General features: G+C 40.3%; 24 protein-coding genes and 1 other annotated feature. All 24 genes read right to left on the reverse strand.

Annotated features, from left to right (window positions below; translation table 11 throughout):
• The 24 genes from pyrE to spoIIGA all read right to left on the reverse strand — a co-directional run bounded on the left by pyrE (window position 1) and on the right by spoIIGA (window position 23,300).
• Entirely contained in the window at window positions 1-639 is a 639-nt protein-coding gene (gene pyrE, locus UN64_RS07690; RefSeq protein ID WP_077361399.1) for an orotate phosphoribosyltransferase, read from the reverse strand.
• Window positions 608-1,342, reverse strand: coding sequence for an orotidine-5'-phosphate decarboxylase (gene pyrF / locus UN64_RS07695; protein ID WP_077361401.1), 735 nt, complete (start codon window positions 1,340-1,342; stop codon window positions 608-610). Before pyrF ends, pyrE begins: the two co-directional genes overlap by 32 nt.
• The gene (locus tag UN64_RS07700; RefSeq protein ID WP_077361403.1) at window positions 1,315-2,253 is read right to left on the reverse strand and encodes a dihydroorotate dehydrogenase; all 939 of its coding nucleotides are present in this window, start codon (window positions 2,251-2,253) and stop codon (window positions 1,315-1,317) included. Before UN64_RS07700 ends, pyrF begins: the two co-directional genes overlap by 28 nt.
• Window positions 2,250-3,020 carry a dihydroorotate dehydrogenase electron transfer subunit gene (locus tag UN64_RS07705; protein ID WP_077361405.1) on the reverse strand — a complete coding sequence of 257 codons (771 nt, stop codon included), beginning with the start codon at window positions 3,018-3,020 and terminating at the stop codon, window positions 2,250-2,252. Before UN64_RS07705 ends, UN64_RS07700 begins: the two co-directional genes overlap by 4 nt.
• Window positions 3,017-6,223 carry a carbamoyl-phosphate synthase large subunit gene (gene carB, locus UN64_RS07710; RefSeq protein WP_077361406.1) on the reverse strand — a complete coding sequence of 1,069 codons (3,207 nt, stop codon included), beginning with the start codon at window positions 6,221-6,223 and terminating at the stop codon, window positions 3,017-3,019. Before carB ends, UN64_RS07705 begins: the two co-directional genes overlap by 4 nt.
• Window positions 6,216-7,313 (reverse strand): carbamoyl phosphate synthase small subunit, encoded by a 1,098-nt coding sequence (locus tag UN64_RS07715; RefSeq protein ID WP_077361408.1) that lies wholly within the window; start codon window positions 7,311-7,313, stop codon window positions 6,216-6,218. The genes carB and UN64_RS07715 overlap by 8 nt, the downstream gene beginning before the upstream one ends.
• Window positions 7,310-8,602 (reverse strand): dihydroorotase, encoded by a 1,293-nt coding sequence (locus UN64_RS07720; protein WP_077361410.1) that lies wholly within the window; start codon window positions 8,600-8,602, stop codon window positions 7,310-7,312. Before UN64_RS07720 ends, UN64_RS07715 begins: the two co-directional genes overlap by 4 nt.
• Window positions 8,577-9,497 (reverse strand): aspartate carbamoyltransferase catalytic subunit, encoded by a 921-nt coding sequence (locus tag UN64_RS07725; protein ID WP_077361413.1) that lies wholly within the window; start codon window positions 9,495-9,497, stop codon window positions 8,577-8,579. The genes UN64_RS07720 and UN64_RS07725 overlap by 26 nt, the downstream gene beginning before the upstream one ends.
• Window positions 9,498-9,624: 127 nt before the next feature.
• On the reverse strand, window positions 9,625-10,944 hold the full coding sequence (locus UN64_RS07730; protein WP_077361415.1) for a solute carrier family 23 protein: 1,320 nt from the start codon (window positions 10,942-10,944) through the stop codon (window positions 9,625-9,627).
• Between the two features lie 157 nt (window positions 10,945-11,101).
• A complete protein-coding gene (gene pyrR / locus UN64_RS07735) occupies window positions 11,102-11,644 on the reverse strand; it encodes a bifunctional pyr operon transcriptional regulator/uracil phosphoribosyltransferase PyrR (protein WP_066289231.1) in 543 nt (180 codons plus the stop codon).
• A 194-nt stretch (window positions 11,645-11,838) separates the two neighbouring features.
• Window positions 11,839-12,753, reverse strand: coding sequence for an RluA family pseudouridine synthase (locus UN64_RS07740; RefSeq protein ID WP_077361417.1), 915 nt, complete (start codon window positions 12,751-12,753; stop codon window positions 11,839-11,841).
• Window positions 12,746-13,225, reverse strand: a complete 480-nt coding sequence (lspA, locus tag UN64_RS07745; RefSeq protein ID WP_281249440.1) for a signal peptidase II — start codon at window positions 13,223-13,225, stop codon at window positions 12,746-12,748. Before lspA ends, UN64_RS07740 begins: the two co-directional genes overlap by 8 nt.
• Before the next feature lie 132 nt (window positions 13,226-13,357).
• Complete coding sequence (ileS, locus tag UN64_RS07750; RefSeq protein ID WP_077361421.1) at window positions 13,358-16,120, reverse strand: isoleucine--tRNA ligase; 2,763 nt, start codon at window positions 16,118-16,120, stop codon at window positions 13,358-13,360.
• The gene (locus tag UN64_RS20810; RefSeq protein WP_171978823.1) at window positions 16,117-16,263 is read right to left on the reverse strand and encodes a hypothetical protein; all 147 of its coding nucleotides are present in this window, start codon (window positions 16,261-16,263) and stop codon (window positions 16,117-16,119) included. The genes ileS and UN64_RS20810 overlap by 4 nt, the downstream gene beginning before the upstream one ends.
• Before the next feature lie 149 nt (window positions 16,264-16,412).
• Window positions 16,413-16,637: a binding site (T-box leader), on the reverse strand.
• Window positions 16,638-16,676: 39 nt separating this feature from the next.
• Window positions 16,677-17,186, reverse strand: a complete 510-nt coding sequence (locus UN64_RS07760; RefSeq protein ID WP_066289220.1) for a DivIVA domain-containing protein — start codon at window positions 17,184-17,186, stop codon at window positions 16,677-16,679.
• Window positions 17,187-17,262: 76 nt separating this feature from the next.
• Complete coding sequence (locus tag UN64_RS07765) at window positions 17,263-18,036, reverse strand: YlmH family RNA-binding protein (protein ID WP_077361425.1); 774 nt, start codon at window positions 18,034-18,036, stop codon at window positions 17,263-17,265.
• A gap of 9 nt (window positions 18,037-18,045) precedes the next feature.
• A complete protein-coding gene (locus UN64_RS07770; protein ID WP_077361427.1) occupies window positions 18,046-18,321 on the reverse strand; it encodes a YggT family protein in 276 nt (91 codons plus the stop codon).
• Between the two features lie 19 nt (window positions 18,322-18,340).
• A complete protein-coding gene (locus UN64_RS07775) occupies window positions 18,341-18,763 on the reverse strand; it encodes a cell division protein SepF (RefSeq protein WP_077361428.1) in 423 nt (140 codons plus the stop codon).
• Between the two features lie 12 nt (window positions 18,764-18,775).
• Window positions 18,776-19,456 (reverse strand): YggS family pyridoxal phosphate-dependent enzyme, encoded by a 681-nt coding sequence (locus UN64_RS07780; RefSeq protein WP_077361430.1) that lies wholly within the window; start codon window positions 19,454-19,456, stop codon window positions 18,776-18,778.
• Window positions 19,457-19,460: 4 nt separating this feature from the next.
• Window positions 19,461-20,285, reverse strand: a complete 825-nt coding sequence (pgeF, locus tag UN64_RS07785; RefSeq protein WP_077361432.1) for a peptidoglycan editing factor PgeF — start codon at window positions 20,283-20,285, stop codon at window positions 19,461-19,463.
• Window positions 20,286-20,359: 74 nt separating this feature from the next.
• On the reverse strand, window positions 20,360-20,644 hold the full coding sequence (locus tag UN64_RS07790; RefSeq protein ID WP_066289211.1) for a YlmC/YmxH family sporulation protein: 285 nt from the start codon (window positions 20,642-20,644) through the stop codon (window positions 20,360-20,362).
• A gap of 89 nt (window positions 20,645-20,733) precedes the next feature.
• On the reverse strand, window positions 20,734-21,516 hold the full coding sequence (sigG, locus tag UN64_RS07795) for an RNA polymerase sporulation sigma factor SigG (RefSeq protein WP_066240567.1): 783 nt from the start codon (window positions 21,514-21,516) through the stop codon (window positions 20,734-20,736).
• Window positions 21,517-21,636: 120 nt separating this feature from the next.
• Window positions 21,637-22,356 carry an RNA polymerase sporulation sigma factor SigE gene (sigE, locus tag UN64_RS07800; RefSeq protein WP_077363663.1) on the reverse strand — a complete coding sequence of 240 codons (720 nt, stop codon included), beginning with the start codon at window positions 22,354-22,356 and terminating at the stop codon, window positions 21,637-21,639.
• 32 nt (window positions 22,357-22,388) lie between these two features.
• Entirely contained in the window at window positions 22,389-23,300 is a 912-nt protein-coding gene (gene spoIIGA, locus UN64_RS07805) for a sigma-E processing peptidase SpoIIGA (protein ID WP_077361434.1), read from the reverse strand.
• Between the last annotated feature and the right edge of the window lie 169 nt (window positions 23,301-23,469).

Below are 23,469 nucleotides of genomic sequence, written 5' to 3' on the forward strand. Positions count from 1 at the left end.
CTATTTGGAAAAAGTGGCCGCTCCCCAATTCTCAGGGTCTTGCTGCCATTCTTTTAATAAAGAAAGACCTTGTTCACTAATCGTACCGCTTTCTTGTGCTTCCTTTATTAATGTACTAAAATTTGTGACCGTTTGAAAGGAAAGACCTTCTTTTTCAAAAGCTTCAGACCCTTTTTCAAGTCCATAGCTGAATATTGCTGCTACACCTAATACTTCCACTCCAGCTTCTTGAAGTGCCTGACAGGCTTGAATCGAGCTTTTGCCTGTAGATATTAAGTCTTCGACAACAACTGCTTTTTTCGTTTTTTCTGTTAGACCCTCAATTTGTTTTCCTTTACCATGCGCTTTAGCACTTGATCTTACGTAGCACATCGGTAAATTCATTTGATCTGCAACGAATGCAGCATGCGGGATTCCAGCAGTAGCTGTACCAGCAATAACATCGGCTTCAGGATAATGCCTCTTGATCAGTGATACTAACTCTTCAGCAACTTGTTTGCGCAGTTCAGGATAAGCCAGAATCAACCGGTTATCACAATAGATTGGAGATTTCATTCCTGAAGACCACGTGTATGGTTCCTCTGGTGAAAGTGTAACAGCTTTGATATTAAGCAAATGTTTTGCGATTGTTGTTTTCATAGCTTTCTCTCCATTCGTTTAAAATTTCTTTATATGTGTTAACTGGCTGATTCGACTGTGTAATGCTTCTTCCGATAACCATAAAATCCGAACCCATTCTAGCTGCTTCTGCTGGTGTAGCAATTCGCGCCTGATCGTGAGTATCTGCGCCTTGAGGTCTGATGCCTGGCGTTACTGTTAAAAAATCGTCTCCGCAAATTTTTTTAATAGAATTTGCTTCTTGAACAGAACAAACTACTCCGTCTAATCCTGAATCCTTTGCCAGCTTTGCATAATGAGCAACACAATCGTTTAAGCTTGTATCTTTTATTAAAAGTTCATCGCTCAGTACTTTCTCAGTAGTACTCGTAAGCTGAGTAACGGCGATCAATTTCGTGTGATGAGCACCAGCTGCCAACAGACCTTCCTTAGCAGCTTTCAGCATCGCAGTCCCCCCTGCAGCATGTACGTTGACAATATCTACCTTCAGCCCTCCAAGGACTTTCATTGCTTTATGAACGGTAGTCGGAATATCATGAAGCTTTAAATCCAGGAAAATACGAAAGTTTCTTTCTTTAAGCCATTTGATAAACGATGGTCCTTCTGCATAAAAAAGTTCCATTCCTACTTTTACGTATGGTGATCGTCCTTCAAAACTTGATAGAAACTCTTTTGCTTTATCGGCATTCTCAAAGTCTAACGCGATGATAACGGGGTTTTCCATTGCCTCAAACTCCTTCCAGTCATTTCACTGATTTGTTCGACGCCTATTTCATCTAACAGCTTGGGAAGTTTCTCAATAATTTCCGGACACACATATGGATTTACAAAGTTTGCCGTTCCAACTGCAACAGCGGAAGCTCCCGCTGACATCATTTCCATAACATCCTCAGCTGAACTTACACCGCCCATCCCTATGATTGGCAGCGAAACTTTTTGACTCACTTCATAGATCATGCGGATTGCTACCGGTTTAATCGCGGGTCCTGAAAGACCGCCTGTCTTGTTAGCCAAAATAGGGTTTCCTGTTCTCCAATCAAGCTTCATGCCCACAAGCGTGTTGATCATAGATAAACCGTCAGCTCCTGCCTCTTCAACGGCTTCAGCCATTTCTGTAATATTTGATACGTTCGGAGAAAGCTTAACGTATACAGGTTTTTCAGAGACACTTTTCACTTTTCTAGTTAAATCAGCAGCAGATTTATAATGAGTTCCGAACTGGATTCCGCCCTCTTTAACATTGGGACAAGAAATATTCAATTCTACCGCAGATACTAGTGGTGAAGCTGAGATTTGCTTCGTCACTTCTATATACTCTTCTTCAGTCGATCCCGCAATGTTTGCAAGGATGGGAATGTTATAAGGCTCTAACGCAGGAAGTTCATTTTCTATAATTCCTTTAACCCCCGGGTTTTGAAGTCCTATTGCATTCAGCATACCGCTTTCGGTTTCCGCTACACGGGGTGTAGGATTTCCAAACCTTCCTTCTAAAGTTGCAGCCTTTATCGTGATCCCGCCTAAAAGGCTTAAGTCATACCATTTTGCGTATTCTTTTCCGAACCCAAAACAGCCTGATGCTGGGAGGATTGGATTTTTCATGTTCAATCCTGGCAACGAAACACTTAACCGGCTCATAAAACAACCTCCCCCATTTTAAAGACTGGCCCATCGCTGCAAATTTTCACGTAGCCTGATTGTCTGGTTTCAGTCGGGCAGACACACGCGAAACAAGCTCCTATTCCACAGCCCATTCTTTCTTCTAAAGAGATGAATCCATTTAATCCCGGTGCTTTTTGTTCAACTGCTTTGAGCATTACAGCAGGTCCAACCGAATAGATAACTGGTTCCTCTGAAGTAAGCTGATTCATTGCATCTGTTACAAATCCTTTAATGCCGAGAGATCCATCAACGGTCGTAACGATTGTTTCTCCTATCTCTTGAAACTGTTCGATATAAAAGCTGTCTTCAAGAGATTGATAACCTAAAATGAATGTAACTTTCATCCCTTTTTCTCTCAATTTCTTGCCTAGATAATAGAGTGGAGGTACACCTATGCCGCCTCCGACTAGCAATGCTGTTTTACTTTCATCAATGGATTCAAGAGAAAAACCGTTTCCCAATGGTCCTAATACATCAACAATCTCACCAGTTTGTTTTTGGCTTAGTTGCTTTGTTCCGTCTCCTTGTGCTCTGTACAAAAGTGTGACTTCTTCTTTCTCAAGATCAACATCACAAATTGAAAGGGGACGGCGCAGCAGTTTTGATGTATGTTTTCCGACACTGACATGGAGAAACTGACCAGGTACAGTCATTGTTGCTGTACCGGGGCCAGTCAGTTTCATCTCAAAGATGTTTCGTGCAATTTCCGTATTAGAAGTAATGCTTAGCAAATGTTTCTTCATACGAGCACCTTTTCATTTTTTGTGAAGGATGAAAGAGCATGAGCTGAGAATGAAATAGATTCAAGAACTTCTAACAGTGCTACTGAAGTATCCAAGTTTGTCAGACAAACTACTCCGTTTTCAGCACACTCTCTTCGGATTCGGAATCCGTCTCTTGCCGGGATCTTTCCTTTAGTCAGTGTGTTTACAACGAACTGTGCTTCACCTTTTCGAATAACATCAAGCAGGTTTCTTCCTTCAGAACCGATCTTGCCGACTACATCTACAGGAATCCCTTCTTTTTCGATAATGCTTGCTGTTCCTTCTGTTGCCATAATGGTGTATCCGATTTCGTAAAATCTTTTAACCATATCAAGTGCTTCAGCTTTATCTTTATCAGCAACCGTAAAGAGCACAGTTCCGTATGCCGGAATCTTCATTCCAGATGCGATAAGACCCTTGTAAAGCGCTTTTTGAAGATTCTTATCTCTTCCCATTACTTCCCCAGTTGATTTCATTTCAGGTCCTAAATACGTATCGACCCTGCGCAGTTTTGCGAATGAGAACACTGGAACTTTAACGGACACCTCATCTGCTTCCTTTTGATAACCCGTTTCATACCCTTGTTTCTTCAGGCTTTCACCTAAGATCACTTTTGTTGCTGTGTTCGCCATCGGCACACCAGTGATCTTGCTTAAGAATGGAACTGTGCGGCTGGAACGAGGGTTCACTTCAAGTACGTAAACTTCATCTTTATGCCATACAAATTGGATGTTCAAAAGACCGACTATATTTAAGCCTTTTGCAATAGCTATCGTTCTGTCTATAATTTTTTGTTTAATCTCTTCAGGAAGTGTTTGAGGAGGATAAACGGCGATCGAGTCACCTGAGTGAACTCCTGCGCGTTCTATATGCTCCATCATTCCTGGGATAAAGACGTCTGTTCCGTCAGAGATCGCGTCAACTTCAATCTCTTTTCCTTCAAGGTATCTATCTACTAAAACGGGATGATCTGGATTAACTCTTGCTGCATTCTCCATGTACTGCAGGAGTTCGCTTTCCTGATAAACAATCTCCATCGCACGTCCGCCAAGTACATAAGATGGACGAACGAGCACCGGATAACCGATTGATGATGCTATAGCTACCGCGTCTGTTACTGAAAAAGCGGTTTTTCCTGCAGGCTGAGGAATGTTAAGCTTTTGCATCACTTTTTCAAAACGTTCTCTGTCTTCTGCCAAATCCATACTGTCGAGCGAAGTTCCAAGAATTTTGATTCCTCTTCTCTCAAGCTCTTCAGAAAGGTTGATCGCTGTTTGTCCCCCAAACTGGACGATAACTCCTTCCGGCTTTTCATGCTGAATGACATGCATAACATCTTCTACAGTCAATGGCTCAAAATAAAGCTTGTCAGACATGCTAAAGTCTGTAGAAACCGTCTCAGGGTTATTATTAATGATGATTGCTTCATAACCTGCTTCTTGAATCGCCCATACTGTATGAACAGTCGCATAGTCGAATTCAATTCCCTGCCCGATTCTGATCGGCCCTGAGCCTAGTACAACTACACTCTTTTTATCTGTGATGACCGACTCATCTTCATCACCATATGTTCCGTAGTAGTAGGGTGTAGCTGATTCGAATTCGGCTGCACAAGTATCTACCATTTTAAAAACTGGCATGATTTTTTCATTTTGTCTGAATTTATAAAGGTCGTATTCATCCATTCCCCAAGCTTCTGCAATCCATCTGTCGCTGAATCCTTTTTCCTTAGCTTTTTGTAAGATTCCAGCATCATGCTTACGTTCCTTCACCCTGTCTTCCAGTAAAATAATACCGTGCAATTTTTCAAGGAAGAAGAGATCCATCTTCGTCCATTCTTGAATTTGCTCAACTGTGATTCCCATTCTGAATGCTTCTGCGATATAGAATAATCTTTCATCATCCGCTCTTAGAATTTTTTCTTCGACTTCTGATTCTGTAAGGTGATTTTCTTTCACTTCCAGGTGGAAAGCCGAGATTTCAAGCGAACGAACTGCTTTTAAAAGTGATTCTTCAAAGTTGCGCCCGATTGCCATAACCTCTCCTGTTGCCTTCATTTGAGTTCCAAGTTTTCGGTTCGCACCTTCGAACTTATCAAACGGCCATCTTGGAATCTTCGTTACGATGTAATCAAGTGCAGGTTCAAAACAAGCGTATGTGGTACCTGTTACTGGGTTTTTAACCTCATCTAACGTGTAGCCGACAGCGATTTTAGCTGCAAGCTTTGCGATTGGATAACCAGTAGCTTTGGATGCTAAGGCTGATGAACGGCTTACCCTCGGATTTACTTCGATTACATAATATTGTGAGCTATCTGGATCAAGTGCCAGCTGAACGTTGCATCCGCCTTCGATTTTTAATGCTCTAATAATTTTTAATGAAGCGTTGCGCAGCAGCTGATAGTCTCGGTCTGTTAACGTTTGACTAGGTGCAACAACGATTGAATCTCCTGTATGGATCCCCACTGGATCAATGTTTTCCATGTTGCATACAACGATTGCAGTGTCGTTCTTATCTCTCATCACTTCATATTCAATTTCTTTAAATCCTGCGATACTCTTTTCAATCAATACTTGTCCAACCGGACTAGCATGCAGCCCTGCCGGTGTGATTTCTAAGAACTCTTCTTCATCGTTTACGATACCGCCCCCAGTTCCACCTAGTGTGAAAGCAGGTCGGATGATCACCGGGTATCCATGTTCTTCAACAAACTCCCTAGCCTCATCCATGTTATGGACAATCGCGCTCTCAGGAACTGGTTCATTCAGCTCTCTCATTAGCTCTCTAAACAGGTCACGGTCTTCTGCCTGCTGAATTGAAGGCAGTTTTGTACCTAATAGTTCCACGTTATATTCTTCTAAAATACCGGAATTGTCGAGTTCGACGGCCATGTTTAGGCCAGTTTGTCCCCCAAGTGTTGCAAGAAGACCATCCGGGCGTTCCTGACGGATAATTCTTGATACAAACTCAAGTGTTAAAGGTTCGATGTATACCTTATCCGCCATGTTCGGATCTGTCATAATGGTTGCCGGATTTGAGTTTACAAGTACAACTTCATATCCTTCTTCTTTTAATGCTTGGCAAGCCTGTGTTCCTGCATAATCAAACTCCGCTGCTTGTCCAATTACAATCGGTCCTGATCCAATTACTAAAATTTTTCGGATATCATGTCGTTTAGGCATTCTGCATCAAACCTTCTTTCTTTGTTGTTTTAATCATATTCATGAAGTCATCAAAGATCGGATTAGAATCTTGCGGTCCAGGTGACGCTTCGGGATGATATTGGATAGAAAACGCGGGTTTCACTTTATGTTTCAACCCTTCAACTGTTCCATCGTTTACAGCCTGATGAGTAAGTTCCAAAGAAGTGTTCATTAATGAATCTTCAGTAACTGCGTATCCGTGGTTTTGTGAAGTAAGGGCAATCTTACCTGTTTCAAGATCTCTTACAGGATGATTCGATCCGCGATGTCCAAACTTCAGCTTTTCAGTATTGCCGCCGCAAGCTAGGGCTAGAAGCTGGTGACCTAGGCAGATTCCTAAAATCGGGATGTTGTAGTTTAAAAGCTCTTGTATCATCGTGATGCCTTCAGGGACATCTTTTGGATCTCCAGGTCCGTTGCTCAAAAGAACACCGTCTGGCTGAAGACGGATTATATCGGCTGCAGGCGTATTATACGGTACTACGATAACGTCGCATAATCTTCTTGATAATTCTCTCAGCATACCTGTCTTTACTCCAAAATCCACTACAACCACTCTATTTCCGCTGTTCGGAAGGTGATATGGTGAATTAGCCGAAACTTTTGATACTTGATCAGTGGTTAAAGGGGCTGAGTTCATTTCGTCGATGATTTTTTGAGCATTTTCAATCGTATTGGACAATCTTCCCTTTAACGTTCCGTGCTGTCTGATTTTTCTTGTTAATTTTCTTGTATCTATTCCGTATAGCCCTGGAATATCTTTAGCCGTCAGCCAGCTGCTTAAGGATTGAATTCCTTCATGATGGTTAGGAAATTCCGCATGTTCATTTACAATGATTCCGCTTGCCGCCGGGCGAATGGATTCATAATCAGAACGATTGATGCCATAATTCCCTACTAGCGGATAAGTGAAAGTGATAATTTGGTCGCAGTATGAAGGATCTGTCAGAACTTCCTGATAGCCTGTCATACTTGTTGTAAAAACAACCTCTCCGTTCGCTTCACGGTTTGATCCAAATGCTAAACCATTAAAAATTGTGCCATCTTCTAAGATTAAGTAACGTTTCATACGAAGCTCTCCTCCTTGTTGTAAACAAGCTTTCCTTCAAAAATTGTTGCGACCGGCCATCCTTTGCATACTCGTCCATCAAATGGTGTATTTTTACCTTTAGAAACAAATGTTTTTGCATCAATTGCTTCTTCTTTATTTAAATCAACAATTGTTAAATCTGCTTTTGCTCCTTCTAAAAGTGTTCCGTATGGAAGATTAAAGCTCTCAGCAGGTTTGTTGGTCATCATGTCAACCAGCTCTTGCAGTGTTAAAATGCCTTGGTTTAAAACAAGCTCCGTGTATAGAAGCGGAAAAGCAGTCTCGAGTCCTACGATACCGAACGGTGCAAGTTCAACATCCTGTTTTTTCTCTTCAGCACTGTGCGGAGCATGATCAGTTGCGATAAAGTCAATCGTTCCTTCTTTTAAGCCTTGTATTAGTGCCTCGCGGTCACTTTCGCTTCTTAAAGGCGGGTTCATCTTATAATGAGTGTCATTACTCTTAATATCTTTATCACTTAAGATGAGGTGATGAGGTGTTACTTCTGCCGTCACTTTAATACCGGCACGTTTTGCGTCTTTTATTACTCTTACGGATTCCTTTGTACTTACATGGCAGACATGATACCTTGCGTTTGCTGCTTCAGCTAGCAGAACATCACGCGCGATATGCACAGATTCACTTACAGATGGTATGCCAGGCAGCCCTTCCTTTTCAGTGAAATGTCCTTCATGAAATGCTCCTCCTTTTGGCAGGAGTGAATTGTCTTCACAATGCGCAACGATTACAGCATTGTTCTTTTTTGCTTCTTTCATCGCCTTTAGCATCATACCTGCTGATTGAACTCCTACTCCATCATCTGTAAATGCAAAGGCTCCTTTTTTTAATAGCCCGCTAAAATCGGTTAATTCTTTGCCGATCTGGCGAGTAGTGATTGAAGCATAAGGCAAAACTCTGCAGCTCGCCGTTTCTTTAATTCTTTGCTGAACAAATTCCATCGTTTCAATCGTATCTGGAACTGGCCGTGTATTCGGCATGGCAGCCAGCGTTGTATACCCGCCTTTTACAGCCGCTTTTGTTCCAGTCTCAATCGTTTCTTTATTTTCACCGCCGGGCTCTCTTAAATGAACATGCAGATCTACAAAACCAGGTGTAACAAGTTTTCCTTCTGCTTCGACAACTTCATGCTGATCAGGTGGAATGTTCACTACAATTTTTTTAATCACATCTTTTTCAATCAGGATATCTGTTTTGATCAATTTGTTATTCCCGTCTAAAATACTAGCGTTTTTCAATAAATAACCCATTGTTTACCGCCTCCTGGTTTGATTGTAGTGACCAATTAAGTACAGCCATCCGGATGAAGACTCCATTTTGAACTTGCTTAAATATTCTGGAGCGATCACATTCCACAAGTTCATCCGCTATTTCAACTCCGCGGTTTACTGGAGCTGGATGCATGATAATGCTATGTTCCTTCATTCTTCGTTCGCGTTCTACCGTTAAACCATATTGCTTGTGATATTCTTCCTTTGTCAGCAGCATGCTTGCACTGTGTCTTTCATGCTGTATTCTTAGCATCATTACTACATCAGCCGCTTCCACTGCTTCATCCATCGGAATGAAATCATCTTTCCATTCATCAACAAACCATTCTTCAGGTCCAGAAAATAGCACTCTCGCACCCATTTTCCGAAGAACTTCCGCATTAGAGCGAGCAACTCGGCTGTGAAGAATATCTCCGACAATGACCACAGTTAAGCCCTGTATGACGATAAATTCTTGTTGAATCGTTAACAGATCTAAAAGTGATTGAGTCGGATGATTGCCGCATCCATCACCTGCATTGATAATCGGCACGTTTATTTTTTCAGCTAAGCCATCAAAGTAGCGGTCTTCGGGATGTCTGATTACAAACCCGGAAACTCCAATTTCCTCAAGTGTTCGTAACGTGTCGTAAAGTGATTCTCCTTTTTGAACACTTGATCCGCTTACTTCAACATTCATAGGCTTCATACCAAGCTTGTGTTCAGCAGCTTCAAAACTAAACCTTGTTCTCGTACTTGGCTCAAAAAATAAATTTGCGATCAGCTTCTGATCAAAGGCTTTCTCTTGTTTACCGCCTTTAAATTCTTCAGCAAGATTTAAAATATACTGGATTTCTTCTATAGACAATTCATTCATTGATAGCAGATGATTCATCCAAAACTCTCCTTTTACATAAAAATAGCACCCTGAAAGTTTTTTCAGGGTGCTCTTAACAAAAGAATCAACGTTCTCTTATTAAAGTTCACCCTTTTAAGTCTCTCGTACTTAATTAAAAGGTGTATTATGCAGCTGTGTCGTTACCGTTCGTTTTAAACATTTTATTCATTAACTCATTGTCATCTTCTTTGCCTGGCAGTACCAGATTCAAGAAGATTCCGATCAATGTTGCGAGTGCCATTCCAGCGATCTCAAAGTTTGCATTAATCTTAAGTGCCGCTCCTCCGATTCCAGTCACAAGAATGACAGATGAAATAATCAGGTTTCTTTTATTTCCAAAGTCGATGTTGTTATCTACAAGCATTCTTAATCCAGATGAAGCGATGATTCCAAACAAGAGAATCGATACTCCGCCCATTACAGCAGTTGGGATCGTGCTGATTAAGGCTGTTACTTTCCCTGAGAATCCGAACAGGATAGCTGTCACTGCAGCACCTCCTATTACGAAAACCGAGTAAACTCGAGTGATTGCTAATACTCCAATGTTCTCGCCGTAAGTCGTTACTGGCGGTCCGCCGATCATGGAACCAATCATGACTCCAAGTCCATCTCCTAAAATAGAGCGATGAAGTCCTGGCTTTTCAATAAAATTGCGTCCGACTACTTTTGATAATACAAGCTGATGTCCGATATGTTCAGCAATCGTTACTGCTGCAACAGGCATCATGATCATCGCGATACTCCATGAAAAGTCAGGAGTGTACGATACGAACGGTACGATGAAATCAGGAGCTTGAATCCATTTTGCTTCTGCTACTTTTGTAAAATCAACAAGGCCTCTAAAGTAAGCGAATGTATATCCAGCGATAATTCCGATTAAGATTGGAATGATTCCTAAGATTCCTCTAAAAAAGATGGAGCAAATGATTGTCACTGCCAGTGTAAATAGGGCAACCGTAAAGTGAGTTAAGCTGTAGTTTTCAGTTCCGGGTACATTCATTGCCATTCCTACAGCAACATTTGCAAGTCCAAGTCCGATTACGATAATGACAGGTCCGACCACTACTGGAGGCAGAATACGCATCAGCCACTTAAATCCGAAACCTTTAATGAGCAGTGCGACCACTCCGTATACTAGACCTGCAAGGAAGCTTCCAAGCATAGCTGCTTCAGGACCCCCAAATGCTTTAACAGTTAAGATCGGCGTTATAAATGCGAAGCTCGATCCGAGGTAGGCAGGAATCTGCCCTCTAGTTACAAGGAGGTACGCAAGTGTTGCCAGTCCGCTTGATACAAGTGCTACTCCAGGATGAAGTCCTACTAAGAACGGTACAAGCACTGTTGCACCAAACATTGCGAACAAGTGCTGCAGGCTTAATGTAAGCCATTGAACCGGTGATGGTTTTTCATGTACATCTAAAATTGCCTTTGTATTGTTATCCATTATGAATGACCTCCCATTTTTAAAAGCATTCTTTCCATAAAAAAACCTCTCTTGCTTTAGCAAAAGAGGCCGTGGAGGCACACGCACACACAGATCTTTCAGTGCGTGTTTTATTACCTCCCTTGCCAGCCTCTCTGGACTGAATTTAAAGGGTCAATTATTTATTTGTTGAGATTGCTACTTCATCAAGTCCGTCCACTTCGATCAGTGAAGCTGAAATAACTTCTTCACTTGAAGTTGGAACGTTTTTGCCAACATAGTCTGCTCTGATCGGCAGTTCCCGGTGTCCTCTGTCAATTAATACGGCAAGCTGTATGCTGGAAGCTCGTCCAAGATCCATAATTGCATCCATTGCAGCTCTTACGGTTCTTCCTGTATAAAGAACATCATCTACTAAGATAATTTTTTTGTCTGATACTTCTACAGGAATATCAGTTCCTTTTAGCTCAGGCTCCTGATTTTCTGTCTTGATTCTCAGATCATCTCTGTAAAGCGTAATATCAATCACACCTACTGAAACTGCATTGCCTTCAATTTGCTCGATTCTTTCAGCAAGTCTTTTTGCAAGAAACTCGCCACGGGTTTTTATGCCGGCTAATACAATGTTCTTGACTCCTTTGTTTCGCTCGATAATTTCATGAGCGATTCGAGTCAACGCTCTTCTGATTGCCTGGTCATCCATTAAAACTGTCTTTGACATAATGCCCCCTCCTTTTTTCCAAGATCCCTTTAACAGTCATCGTTTGCATAAAAAAATCCCCCCGTCACGCATGACGAGAGGATAGAGTAATCCCTGTTGGATTCTCTTTAACAACGTTTCCTTCTCAGCCTCACGGGACTAAAGTTAAAGGACTATTTAAGTTACATTGATTATGACAAACAGTGTTCCCTTTGTCAACTTCTTTTCTCTAACAAATCCAATAGCTCGCTCATTTCAGAAGGAATTTCTCTTTCAAATTCCATATATTCACCTGTTCTTGGGTGATTGAAGCCCAAAGTTTGAGCATGAAGTGCCTGTCCTTCAATTGGAAGTGTTTTAGATGGACCGTATTTCGGATCTCCTGCTAATGGGAAACCAATATACTTCATATGAACACGGATCTGGTGCGTTCTACCAGTCTCAAGCTGGCATTCAACAAATGTATAGTTAGTAAATCGTTTTATAACATTAAAATGTGTAACAGCATTTCGGCTATTGTCATCCGTTACGGTCATTTTTTGGCGGTCACTTTTATCCCGGCCGATCGGAGCATCAATTGTTCCTTGATCATGAGGCATAACCCCGTGAACGATCGCTTTGTAAATTCTTGTTGTTGTTTTGTCCTTAAGCTGGCTAACGAGTGATTCGTGGGCCATATCATTTTTGGCAACCATTAATAATCCTGATGTATCCTTATCAATACGATGTACGATACCAGGGCGCAGAACACCGTTGATACCAGATAAATCTTTGCAATGTGCCATCAGACCATTAACAAGTGTACCGTTATAGTGTCCTGGCGCAGGGTGTACAACCATCCCTCTTGGTTTATTCACAACAAGGACATCTGAGTCTTCATAAACAACATCAAGATCCATTTCCTCTGGAACAACGTCCAGTTCCTGAGGTTCAGGAATTTCGATTTCAACAATATCACCTGTTACACATTTATAATTTGATTTAACGGGTTTATCGTTCAGCAATACAATTTTATCTTTAATCCAATTTTGAATCTGAGACCGTGACCATTCATCCTGGACATCAGATAAAACTTTATCAATACGGTTCCCTTCTTGTTCAGTGGTTACCGTATATTCAAATTTACTCATTTTCTGTCTCCTTCTGTTTGCTTTCCATAAAACTTTGAATAAAAATCAAACCTACACCGATTACTAAGGCACTGTCTGCCACATTAAAAATTGGGAAATCATAGCTTCCGATATATACATCAACAAAATCAACGACTTCTCCGCGAAGAAGACGATCGATAAAGTTTCCTAATGCGCCTCCAAGAACAAGGGCAAGTGCTGTTTTAAGCAATCTGTCAGTAGCATGCTTCTGTAAATAATAGATGACAGCTCCGACTACAATAATCGTTATGATAATAAAAAAGTACCGCTGATCTTGTAGAATACCGAATGCAGCCCCTTTGTTTCGATGTGAGGTTATGTATAATACTTGATCAATGACAGGTATAGACTGGCCGAGGTCCATTTTTTTAACAATCATCCATTTTGTCGCTTGATCAGCCGCGAACATTAACAAGGCCAAAAGATAATAAAACAATAGAACTCCTCCGATATATTAAATATGTCTTTTTGAATTGTAGCACAGCCATCGGATGTTCTACAATTTAATTTACCCATTCACCGGATTATTTCTGCACTATCTTAAAAAGAAAAATCCCGCGCTAGCGCGGGATTTCTTTAACAGTTATGCATAATTCTTTTCAACGATTTCTGCACAGCTTGCACAAAGTGTTGGATGATTGTCATTTTTGCCAACTTCTTCTGAAACAACCCAGCAGCGTTCACATGTTTCACCTTCCGCTGAAGTTACTGATACAGCCACATGTTCAAAGGAAGACGCATTTTCTGGTGCTTCCGATTTCACGCCGCCAACTTCCGCTTTTGAAACGATAAATAATTTATTTAAATCTTCAACGCTCTTAAGCCAAGGCTTAAGCGATTCAGTTGGATAAAGCGTAATAGATGCAGTAAGTGATTTACCGATCGTCTTTTGGCTTCTCGCTTCTTCAAGAGCTTTTAGCACTTCATCACGCACATCCATAAACAGATCCCAATCTTTTTCAAGCTGCTCAGTACCTTTGTAGTTCTTCTCTTCTGGCACAGAAGTCAGTTGAACACTCACTTCTTCAACTCCAGGAATGTATTCCCAAACTTCATCTGCAGTGTGAGATAAAATAGGTGCAGAAAGTTTTGTTAAAGCCATGAGTGACTCATATAACACAGTCTGAATGCTTCTGCGTTTATGATCATCTTCAGCTTGGATATAAAGCGTGTCTTTTGCCATATCCAGATAGAAAGAACTTAACTCGATCGTACAGAAGTTATGGATCGTATTATAAACAGTAATGAACTGATACTCTTCGTAAGCTTTTTTAACTTTTGCAACGACTTGATCCAGCTTAACCATCATATATTTTTCAAGGTCAGGCATATCTTCAAATGCAACTGCATGCTGTTTTGGATCAAATCCGTGCAGGTTTCCTAATAAGAAACGAAGTGTATTTCTAATTTTACGGTAAACCTCAGCTACCTGCTTTAAAATATCATCAGATACACGCACATCTGACTGATAATCTACAGAAGAAACCCAAAGTCTGATGATATCAGCACCTAGCTGCTTCATCACCTTGATCGGATCCAAAGTATTACCGATTGATTTACTCATCTTCCTTCCTTCACCATCGAGAACAAATCCATGGCTGAGTACTGCTTTATAAGGAGCTTTTCCAGTGATCGCAACAGATGTAGAAAGTGACGAGTTAAACCAGCCGCGATATTGGTCAGATCCTTCAAGATAAAGGTCTGCCGGACGAACTAAGTTCTCTCTTTCTTCTAGAACACCCCAGTGTGATGTTCCAGAATCAAACCAAACATCCATGATATCTGTTTCTTTAGAAAAACGGCCATTTGGACTATGAGGTGAAGTGAACCCTTCAGGAAGAAGATCTTTCGCTTCTCTTTCGAACCACACGTTAGAACCATGCTCTCTAAACAGTTCTACAACGTGAGCGATCGTTTCTTCAGTAAGGATCGCTTCGCCATCTTCACCATAGAATACCGGAATCGGCACACCCCATGCACGCTGACGGGAAATACACCAGTCTTCACGATCTTTGATCATGTTGTGAAGTCGAGTCTCACCCCAAGTAGGAACCCAGTTCACTTCTTCAATCGCACGAAGCATATCATCACGAATTCCTTTAATAGAAGCGAACCATTGAGCAGTTGCTCGGAAAATTACTGGTTTCTTCGTTCTCCAGTCATGAGGATAGGAGTGAGTGATAAACGAAAGCTTTAATAATGCACCTTTTTCCTGCAGCTGCTCAGTAATTGGTTTATTTGCTTCATCATAGAACAGACCTTCAAAACCAGGAGCGTCTTTTGTCATTACACCTCGGTCGTCTACAGGGCATAATACGTCTAATCCGTAGCGTTTACCTACAAGGAAGTCATCTTCTCCGTGTCCTGGAGCTGTATGAACACACCCTGTACCTGCATCAGTTGTTACGTGATCACCAAGCATAACAAGTGAATCACGTCCATAAAGCGGATGGCTTGCAATCGCATGTTCAATTTCTGCACCTTTAAATCGCTTAACAATTTCAGCTTGTTCCCACTCAAATTCTTTCTTAAGAGATTCTACTAAAGCTTCAGCTACAACATATTTTCCGTTCTCTGTTTGAACAGAAACATAATCTAATTCAGGGTGAACAGAAATACCTAGGTTTGCAGGAATCGTCCATGGAGTAGTTGTCCAGATCACGAGTTTTTCATCTGCATCCAAAACTCCCTTTCCATCTTTCACATCAAATGCTACATAGATGGAAGCAGAACGCTTATCTTGATACTCGATCTCAGCCTCAGCTAACGCTGATTCTGATGAAGGCGACCAGTAAACAGGCTTTAATCCTTTGTAAATAAGATCTCTTTTAGCCATCTCACCAAAAACTTCGATCTGTCTAGCTTCATATCCTTTATTAAGCGTGATATAAGGATTCTCCCAATCACCGCGAACACCTAGACGTTTAAATTGTTCACGCTGATGATCCACTTGCTTTAATGCATACTCTTCACAAAGTTTACGGAACTCAGCAACTGTGAGCTCTTTTCTTTTTACTTTTCCGCTCTTTGTCAGAGCCGTTTCAATCGGCAGCCCATGTGTATCCCATCCAGGAACATATGGAGAATAGTGGCCGGTCATCGATTTAAAACGGACGATGATATCTTTTAAAATCTTATTCTCAGCGTGGCCGATATGAATATCACCATTTGCATAAGGAGGACCATCATGAAGGATAAAAGGCGGCAGATCCTTCGTTTTTTCCATAACTTTTTCGTAGATATTTAATTCATTCCATTTCTCCTGAACAACAGGTTCACGCTGCGGAAGATTTCCGCGCATAGGGAACTCCGTTTTAGGCATCAAAAGAGTGTCTTTATAATTCATTGCTTTTCCTCCTTAATATCGTTACCGTAAAAATAAAAGGCTGTTTTCCGCAATATATGTTGTCCTTGTAAGTGGTTGATTTCCGCTCCAGGATGCTCGCTTTCCGCGGGGCGGGCGGTGAGCCTCCTTGCGCTTTGCGCCATTAGGAGTCTCACCTGTCCCACTGATCCCGCAGGAGTCTCACATCCTTCTGCTCCAATCAACTTGCCCATGAAGAAAAGTGACAAAATACTTCGCAACTATTTTTCAGAAAAAGAGCCAAATAAAAAACCTTCTCGCCCACTACTATTACAGTAGGGACGAGAAGGTTAACCCGCGGTACCACCCTAATAGGCTCTGATTAGTCAAAACCCGCTTAGTCATCCGTAGCGTGGATGAAGCGCCTGAACTTACTAATGTTTTTCAGTACAGGAACTCAGGGGTGATCTTCAAATACCACTCTATACCAGGCTTGCACCTTTTCCTGGTTCGCTATAAATAGAGAAAAGTATCTTACTGTCCCCGTCTTCGTCACATATTAATCTTACAAAAGTATATGCGATTTTTTAAATGAATGTCAAGCTTCTGTCTTTACTTCCTGAAGTTCATAGCCTTCAAGATTTTCAGGAGCGTTTAAAGAATCCCAGTCATCATTCTTTAGCATCTCTAACTGTGCTTCGATCAACATTCTAAATCGTGTGCGATATACAGATGATTGCTTCTTCAATTCATCGATTTCCATTGAAATCTTTCTAGACTTCGATAACGATTCATTGATAATTCTGTCAGCGTTCTTTTCGGCTTCTTTTACGATCAAACGTGCTTCTTTTGAAGCTGTACGCTTAACCTCTTCACCAGTTTCTTGTGCAATTAGAATGGATTTATTCAACGTTTCTTCAATGTTTTTAAAGTATGAAATCTTTTCTTCAAGCTTGGAAACTGTTTCCTCTAAATCTTTCTTTTCACGAATAACCGCTTCGTAATCTTTGATGACTTGATCTAAAAAGTCATTCACTTCATCTTCACTATACCCTCTGAAACCTCTTGTAAATTCCTTATTATGAATATCCAACGGCGTTAAAGGCAAAACAGCCACCTCCATAGATGCATTATTTTCTACCTAATTTCGACAAAATGTCTGTCATTCCTTCTATTCCCAGAAATTATTTTAAAAGTCCGTACCGGATCCGCCATTTTTCTTTCTTAGTCATACCTTCAATAGCGAATAATTTACTCCTGCCAAAACCTCTTACTGAGAGTTCATCACCTTCCATTACTTCTGCCGCAGCCTGGTCTGTAATTTTATGATTTAATTTAACGCGGCCTTGCTGTATTAAAGGCGATGCTTTAGAACGTGACAGGTTATAGATCTCTGCAACAATAACATCCAACCGGAGAGAAGAAACCGTTCCATTTCTTTCATCGTAATCTGTTTTAATTTCCATCAAGTCATTACTTTTTATATGATGCAGCTTAATTCCTGATTTACCAATTTTGGTAAGGTTCAGTTCGATAAAACCTGATATTTCAGCTGCACAGACAAATTGCACCTTATCTCCGGTTATAAGGATATCGCCATACTTGCCTCTTTTTACTCCTATATTCATCAAAGCGCCAAGTACGTCGCGATGCTCGATTTGAGTGAACTTTGATGGATAGACAATATCATAAAAGACGAGTTGAAAATCATCTTGTGCTGCTTCATAATACTCCGGGAAAAGAAGTGCTCTTTTTCGTTCGGAAAAAGAAGAGCCTCCCCATAAAGAGAGGCGTACGTCTGAATCGTTTCCTACGATCGTTTTAACAATTTCCTGTTCACGCGGATCAAGGAAATCAGTCAGCTTCGGACTGTATCGTTCCACAGTTTCCGATTTCCATCTCATTACACGATCAACAAACTCATGTTCCTCTGGCCGGTAGTGCTGATAAATGCTCATAAAGAAGCCTTAAAAGGAGCCAGCGAGCATTCTAGCAACAGCTCTTACACCATATTGTGCAAAGTGAAGTGACATCAGCGCTACGATTGGTGAAAGGTCAATCATCCCTAAAGGCGGAATAATCTTTCGGAACGGAGAGAGATAAGGTTCTACAAGCCTTCCAATAACTTGACCGATTGAAGACTCTCTAGCGTTTGGAAACCAAGATAGAAGTATGTACCCTATTATCATGTAATAGTAGATTTGTATAAGCGTCTGAACTACGTTTGCAATTTCGTATACCAATAAATTTCACCTGCCTGATTTAGTCTTCGTCCATCATTTCTGAGATCGTACCGGAAACATCTACGTTTTCAGGCGTGCACAAAAATGTATTTGGTCCGAGCTTTTGGATATCTCCGCCTATCGCATAAACAGTCCCTGATAAGAAGTCTACGATTCGTTTTGCTTGATCATGCGGAATTCTTTGCAAATTCATAACTACCGCTCTTCGATTTTTCAGCTGATCTGCTATATCTTGAGCTTCAGCATAAACGCGCGGCTCAACAAGAACAACCTTAACCTGCTGCTGGATACTTTGCAAGCTCACAACATTCGGCTTGCCTTTTTTCGTATGAGATGGTGTAATCTCTTCCTCTTCAGCCAAAGACTCTTCTTCATATTCATTTTCATATTCATAATCATCTTCTAGATCAAAAAAACGCTTAAACTTTGTTTTGATTCCCATCGATTCCACCTCCTAAAATTCTTTTCCTACTAAGTCTGTTCCAATTCGAACAAAGGTTGCTCCTTCTTCAACTGCTATCACATAGTCATTTGACATTCCCATAGAAAGCTCCTCACATGGTGCATGAGAAAAATCTTTATTTTGAATGTCTATTTGCAATTGTTTTAACGTTGAGAATACATTTCTTACGACCGATTCATCTTCTGTAAAAGGTGCCATTGTCATAAGGCCTACAACTTTAATTTTATCGTAGTCTTTTAGTTTATCGACAAAACTAATCACTTCTTTTACTGCTAGACCATGTTTTGAATCTTCTTCAGCTACATTAACTTGTACAAAACAGGAAATCGTCTTGTCAGCTCTTTTTTGAATTTCCTTTGCCAAGCTGAGCCGGTCTAAGGAATGGATAAAATCAACATGATTAATAATGTCTTTTACTTTACGAGACTGAAGTGTGCCGATAAAATGCCATTTCACATTCATGTCTGCCAGATATTCCTTTTTTTCAATCAATCCTTCAATACGGTTCTCACCGATATGTTCCACGCCTGCCAATGCAGCATTCTTCGTCGTTTCGTTACTTACATATTTCGTTACTGCAACTAGATTAACGCCCTTTGAAGACCTGTTTTTTTTCATGCATGCAGCTTGAATCTTATCTAATATCTTTTCTTTATTTTCTAATATGTTCAAACGATTACTTAACTCCTTTCCTGCCTATAAAACTCATCATTCTGCCCGTCTTGCCATTATCTTTCCGGTGTGAAAAGAACAAAGAATTTTCACAGCTCGTACATTGCTGGGAGACTATGATGTTTTCTGGAAGTACTCCGGCTTGCAAAAGTAGGATCTCATTTAATTTTTGTAAGTTTAATTGATATCTTTCATTATTATTTGCTGTGAATACATCAGGATCTTCATCTTTCTTCAATGCTTCTTTCACTTCACGAATAACCTTTTCATCCACTTCATAACAGCATTCACCTATTGCTGGGCCGATTGCTGCCCTAATGTCATGAATGTCTGCATTCTCTTTTTCACACCAAAGCTCGACCATTTTAGGGCCGATTTTCCCAACTGTCCCACGCCATCCAGCATGAGCAAGACCGACCAAGTTGTTTTTTGGTGAATAAAAGTACAGCGGAACACAATCAGCATATAGAGAAGTTAATAGTACGTTCTCATCTTTTGTGTACAAACCGTCCGCATCTGAGATAGCAGTTTCAAAATCCATTGAGCCTTTGCCTCGGTCTTCTTCTGTAACTTTTTCAATATGAGTGCCATGAACCTGTTTTGAACCTACCCAATATTGAACCGGGAAATTAATTTCATCGGCAAATGCTTTGCGGTTATCTTGTACATAGCGGGGATCATCATTAACATGAAATCCCATGTTCAATGAGTTGAAAGGCATTGGACTATACCCTCCATCACGCATCGTGAAACCAGCGGTAATAAATGAATTCTCTTTTTGCCATTCTTCTATAACAAGGTGCTTTCCAGTTTGTTTAAATGTCTTCATTTCTATGTATTCCTCCTGGAAAGTTTTATCTTTATTTTACCACAATTTTAACGAATAAAGAAAAAAAGAACCGTTTATTTCAATTGATCAAACGGCTCTTTTACGTATTCGTTTAATTCACTTGCTTCCATATGCCTGACGAGTATTACGTCTGCACCTATTTTAACGATGTTGCGCCATGGAATGACAATATCATTTTCTCTTGCAAAAAAGCCAAGCATTTTCCCTGCACCAGGAATGATGATTGCGTCAATCTTTCCTGTATTTAAATTAATTTCAAGATCAGCAATATGACCTAGTTTTTTTCCGTTTGCTACGTTAACAACGTCTTTAACTTGAAAGTCTGATATTTTGTTCATGTCACAACCCGCCTTTCTGTTTTCATTATATGAAGGACCAAGCAGTTTCATGTTCACAGTAATAAAAAAAACCCGTAAATCTACGGGTTTTAGCTGCTTTGTATATTTTTGTTCATCTGTGATATCGCTGCTTTTTCAAGTCTTGACACTTGGGCCTGGGAGATGCCAATTTCATCTGCCACTTCCATCTGTGTCTTCCCTTGAAAGAACCGCATAGTTAATATCATTTTTTCTCTGTCGTTTAAACGTCTCATACCTTCTTTTAAAGCGATTTCTTCGATCCATTGCATGTCTTTCGCTTTATCATCACTGATCTGATCCATTACAAAAATTGGATCTCCTCCATCATTATAGATGGGTTCAAACAATGATACAGGATCTTGGATGGCATCAAGTGCAAAAACGACTTCTTCTTTTGGTACATCCAGTGCTTCTGCAATCTGCTGTGCTGTTGGCTCCCGGGATAATTTATTCATGAGCTGGTCACGAACTTGCAATGCTTTATAAGCAATATCTCTTAAGCTTCTCGAAACACGTATTGGGTTATTGTCCCGAAGATAACGCCGAATTTCACCAATAATCATCGGTACAGCATAGGTAGAAAACTTAACATTTTGACCAAGATCAAAATTGTCAATTGACTTCATGAGGCCAATACACCCTACTTGAAATAAATCATCAACATGCTCTCCGCGGTTGTTGAATCGCTGAATCACACTCAGTACGAGCCTGAGGTTTCCATTCACCAGAGTTTCTCGCGCATCGGGATCACCCTTATGCATTTTATCAAACAAGATCCGCATCTCTGGATTTTTTAAAACAGGAAGCTTTGATGTGTCAACTCCGCAAATCTCAACTTTATTTCTTGTCAAGTCTTTTCCCTCCTGCCGGGAGCTAATTTCAAATTAAGTATCACCGAATGGAGGGAAATTTATGCAATTGTAAATTTGATTAAAGTAGTTAATGATTCAATAACCTATATAGAATAATGTCTAAACCATTTTATTAAATTCTTTTTGTAGCCTTTTAATAATTCTCTTCTCTAGCCTAGAGATATAAGATTGAGAAATACCCAGCATATCCGCTACATCTTTTTGTGTTTTTTCTTCTCCACCTGAGAGGCCGAATCGGAGTTCCATGATCTGTTTCTCTCTGTCATTGAGTGTAAATAGAGCTTTTAATAAAAGTTTCCGGTCAACATTTGCTTCGATTCTTCTCGTAATAATATCGTCTTCAGTCCCCAGAACATCTGAAAGCAGCAGTTCATTGCCATCCCAATCCACATTTAAAGGTTCGTCAAAGGATACTTCAGAACGTGTTTTGTTATTTCGCCGCAGGTACATCAATATTTCATTCTCAATACATCTGGAGGCATATGTGGCAAGCTTTATCTTTTTTTCTGGATTAAACGTATTTACAGCTTTAATTAAACCTATCGTACCTATACTTATTAAGTCCTCGATATTTATTCCTGTGTTTTCAAACTTTCTGGCAATGTAAACAACAAGACGCAAGTTTCTTTCGATTAAAAGAGACTTGGCAGCTTGATCACCTGAAGGCAGTTTTTCGAGCAAAACTGCTTCTTCTTCTTTACTTAATGGAGGAGGCAGCGCCTCATTGCCGCCAATGTAATAAATTTCATCTGATTTTAAGCCAAGCTTAAATAAAAGCTTATACCAAAACATCGTTACCCTTAGTCGCAATTTGCTGATCATTTTTACTCCCCTTTCACATCAAGTGATTTCTATGACGCTTGTACATGTTGAAGATACATTTTCGGATGCACAATGGCATCGAACTGGCCCTCGCTTGATAATGAAGTCCAGCTTAATCCAACAAGGCCTGGCGGTGAGCAAACTGTAATATCATCTTTTTCAATTTCAATCCGATCTGGCTTTAAGCACGCAAGAAATTGCTGATGTCCTACAGAACGATACGGAACGATTCGCAATCTGCTGATCCAAGGATGATCATCATCCTCAGTACCAATTGACATCACATCTTTTGCAGCTGATTGAATGGCGTCTGGAAATTCAGAACTGTGGATGTTCATGTCTAAAATCATAACGGGCATTTTTGAAATGGGATCGTATAATTTATTACCTGTATCAATAAGTCCATTTGCGTAAATAATGATTTCTCCAATAGAGATTTTCACTTTGACAAGACTGTTGGAATCCATTTTTTCCACAGTAATGTCATCCACTCTTTTCTTAGAAAAATACCATAAAGCTGGTACACCTGCCGCTACAAATAACCAGCTTACCGGATCACCCATTCCTGTACTTTTGGTTGAAATCACACCATTCATAATCACGGCATCACTCTGCATAAAATAGTGAAGTGCAAAAATTCCGCCACCCGTTACAAAGGAAACAAAATAGAACATCGCTACATTTTTCACCACAAATCGAATACGTTTAAAGCCAAAAGCAGTAATCATGATAGCTATAGACAAAATAAACTTTACTAAAGGCTGTGAGAAAACCAACAGTTCTGGATAGACAACTAAAACGACGTAACTGGATGCAAGAAGAGAGGCAAGAAGGATTCTCTTTTTCGATGCATTGCGTTTTAAAACATAGGCTGTTAACGAGATCAATACATAATCAATGCAGAAATTAAGAAACCAAATGACATCCAAATATAGGGTCATTGGTTTTCTCCTTTCTTAATTTTGAAATTAGTATAACGTATAGGTTGTTTGAAAGTCTGTCAGTTTATGAGAGAAGTATTGTTCTTATTTTCTCTTTTTTTGTCAAAAAAGCTTATATGCTAGATATACGTTTTTGGGACAAGAATATGACAAATACTAAAGAATATTT

Origin of the sequence: Fictibacillus arsenicus (assembly GCF_001999465.1) — a bacterium.
GTDB classification, from domain to species: Bacteria; Bacillota; Bacilli; order Bacillales; family Fictibacillaceae; genus Fictibacillus; species Fictibacillus arsenicus.

What these genes read in the sequence shown, in the direction of transcription:
- UN64_RS07705 (WP_077361405.1), bottom strand. Translation starts at nt 3,020, where the DNA reads ATGAAGAAACATTTGCTAAGCATTACTTCTAATACGGAAATTGCACGA.
- ileS (WP_077361421.1), bottom strand. Translation starts at nt 16,120, where the DNA reads ATGAATTATAAAGACACTCTTTTGATGCCTAAAACGGAGTTCCCTATG.
- carB (WP_077361406.1), bottom strand. Translation starts at nt 6,223, where the DNA reads ATGCCTAAACGACATGATATCCGAAAAATTTTAGTAATTGGATCAGGA.
- UN64_RS07700 (WP_077361403.1), bottom strand. Translation starts at nt 2,253, where the DNA reads ATGAGCCGGTTAAGTGTTTCGTTGCCAGGATTGAACATGAAAAATCCA.
- UN64_RS07775 (WP_077361428.1), bottom strand. Translation starts at nt 18,763, where the DNA reads ATGGGAATCAAAACAAAGTTTAAGCGTTTTTTTGATCTAGAAGATGAT.
- pyrE (WP_077361399.1), bottom strand. Translation starts at nt 639, where the DNA reads ATGAAAACAACAATCGCAAAACATTTGCTTAATATCAAAGCTGTTACA.
- pyrF (WP_077361401.1), bottom strand. Translation starts at nt 1,342, where the DNA reads ATGGAAAACCCCGTTATCATCGCGTTAGACTTTGAGAATGCCGATAAA.
- UN64_RS07740 (WP_077361417.1), bottom strand. Translation starts at nt 12,753, where the DNA reads ATGAGTAAATTTGAATATACGGTAACCACTGAACAAGAAGGGAACCGT.
- UN64_RS07765 (WP_077361425.1), bottom strand. Translation starts at nt 18,036, where the DNA reads ATGAGCATTTATCAGCACTACCGGCCAGAGGAACATGAGTTTGTTGAT.
- UN64_RS20810 (WP_171978823.1), bottom strand. Translation starts at nt 16,263, where the DNA reads ATGGCGCAAAGCGCAAGGAGGCTCACCGCCCGCCCCGCGGAAAGCGAG.
- UN64_RS07720 (WP_077361410.1), bottom strand. Translation starts at nt 8,602, where the DNA reads ATGGGTTATTTATTGAAAAACGCTAGTATTTTAGACGGGAATAACAAA.
- UN64_RS07730 (WP_077361415.1), bottom strand. Translation starts at nt 10,944, where the DNA reads ATGGATAACAATACAAAGGCAATTTTAGATGTACATGAAAAACCATCA.
- spoIIGA (WP_077361434.1), bottom strand. Translation starts at nt 23,300, where the DNA reads ATGACCCTATATTTGGATGTCATTTGGTTTCTTAATTTCTGCATTGAT.
- pyrR (WP_066289231.1), bottom strand. Translation starts at nt 11,644, where the DNA reads ATGTCAAAGACAGTTTTAATGGATGACCAGGCAATCAGAAGAGCGTTG.
- UN64_RS07715 (WP_077361408.1), bottom strand. Translation starts at nt 7,313, where the DNA reads ATGAAACGTTACTTAATCTTAGAAGATGGCACAATTTTTAATGGTTTA.
- UN64_RS07790 (WP_066289211.1), bottom strand. Translation starts at nt 20,644, where the DNA reads ATGAACAAAATATCAGACTTTCAAGTTAAAGACGTTGTTAACGTAGCA.
- UN64_RS07725 (WP_077361413.1), bottom strand. Translation starts at nt 9,497, where the DNA reads ATGAATCATCTGCTATCAATGAATGAATTGTCTATAGAAGAAATCCAG.
- pgeF (WP_077361432.1), bottom strand. Translation starts at nt 20,285, where the DNA reads ATGAAGACATTTAAACAAACTGGAAAGCACCTTGTTATAGAAGAATGG.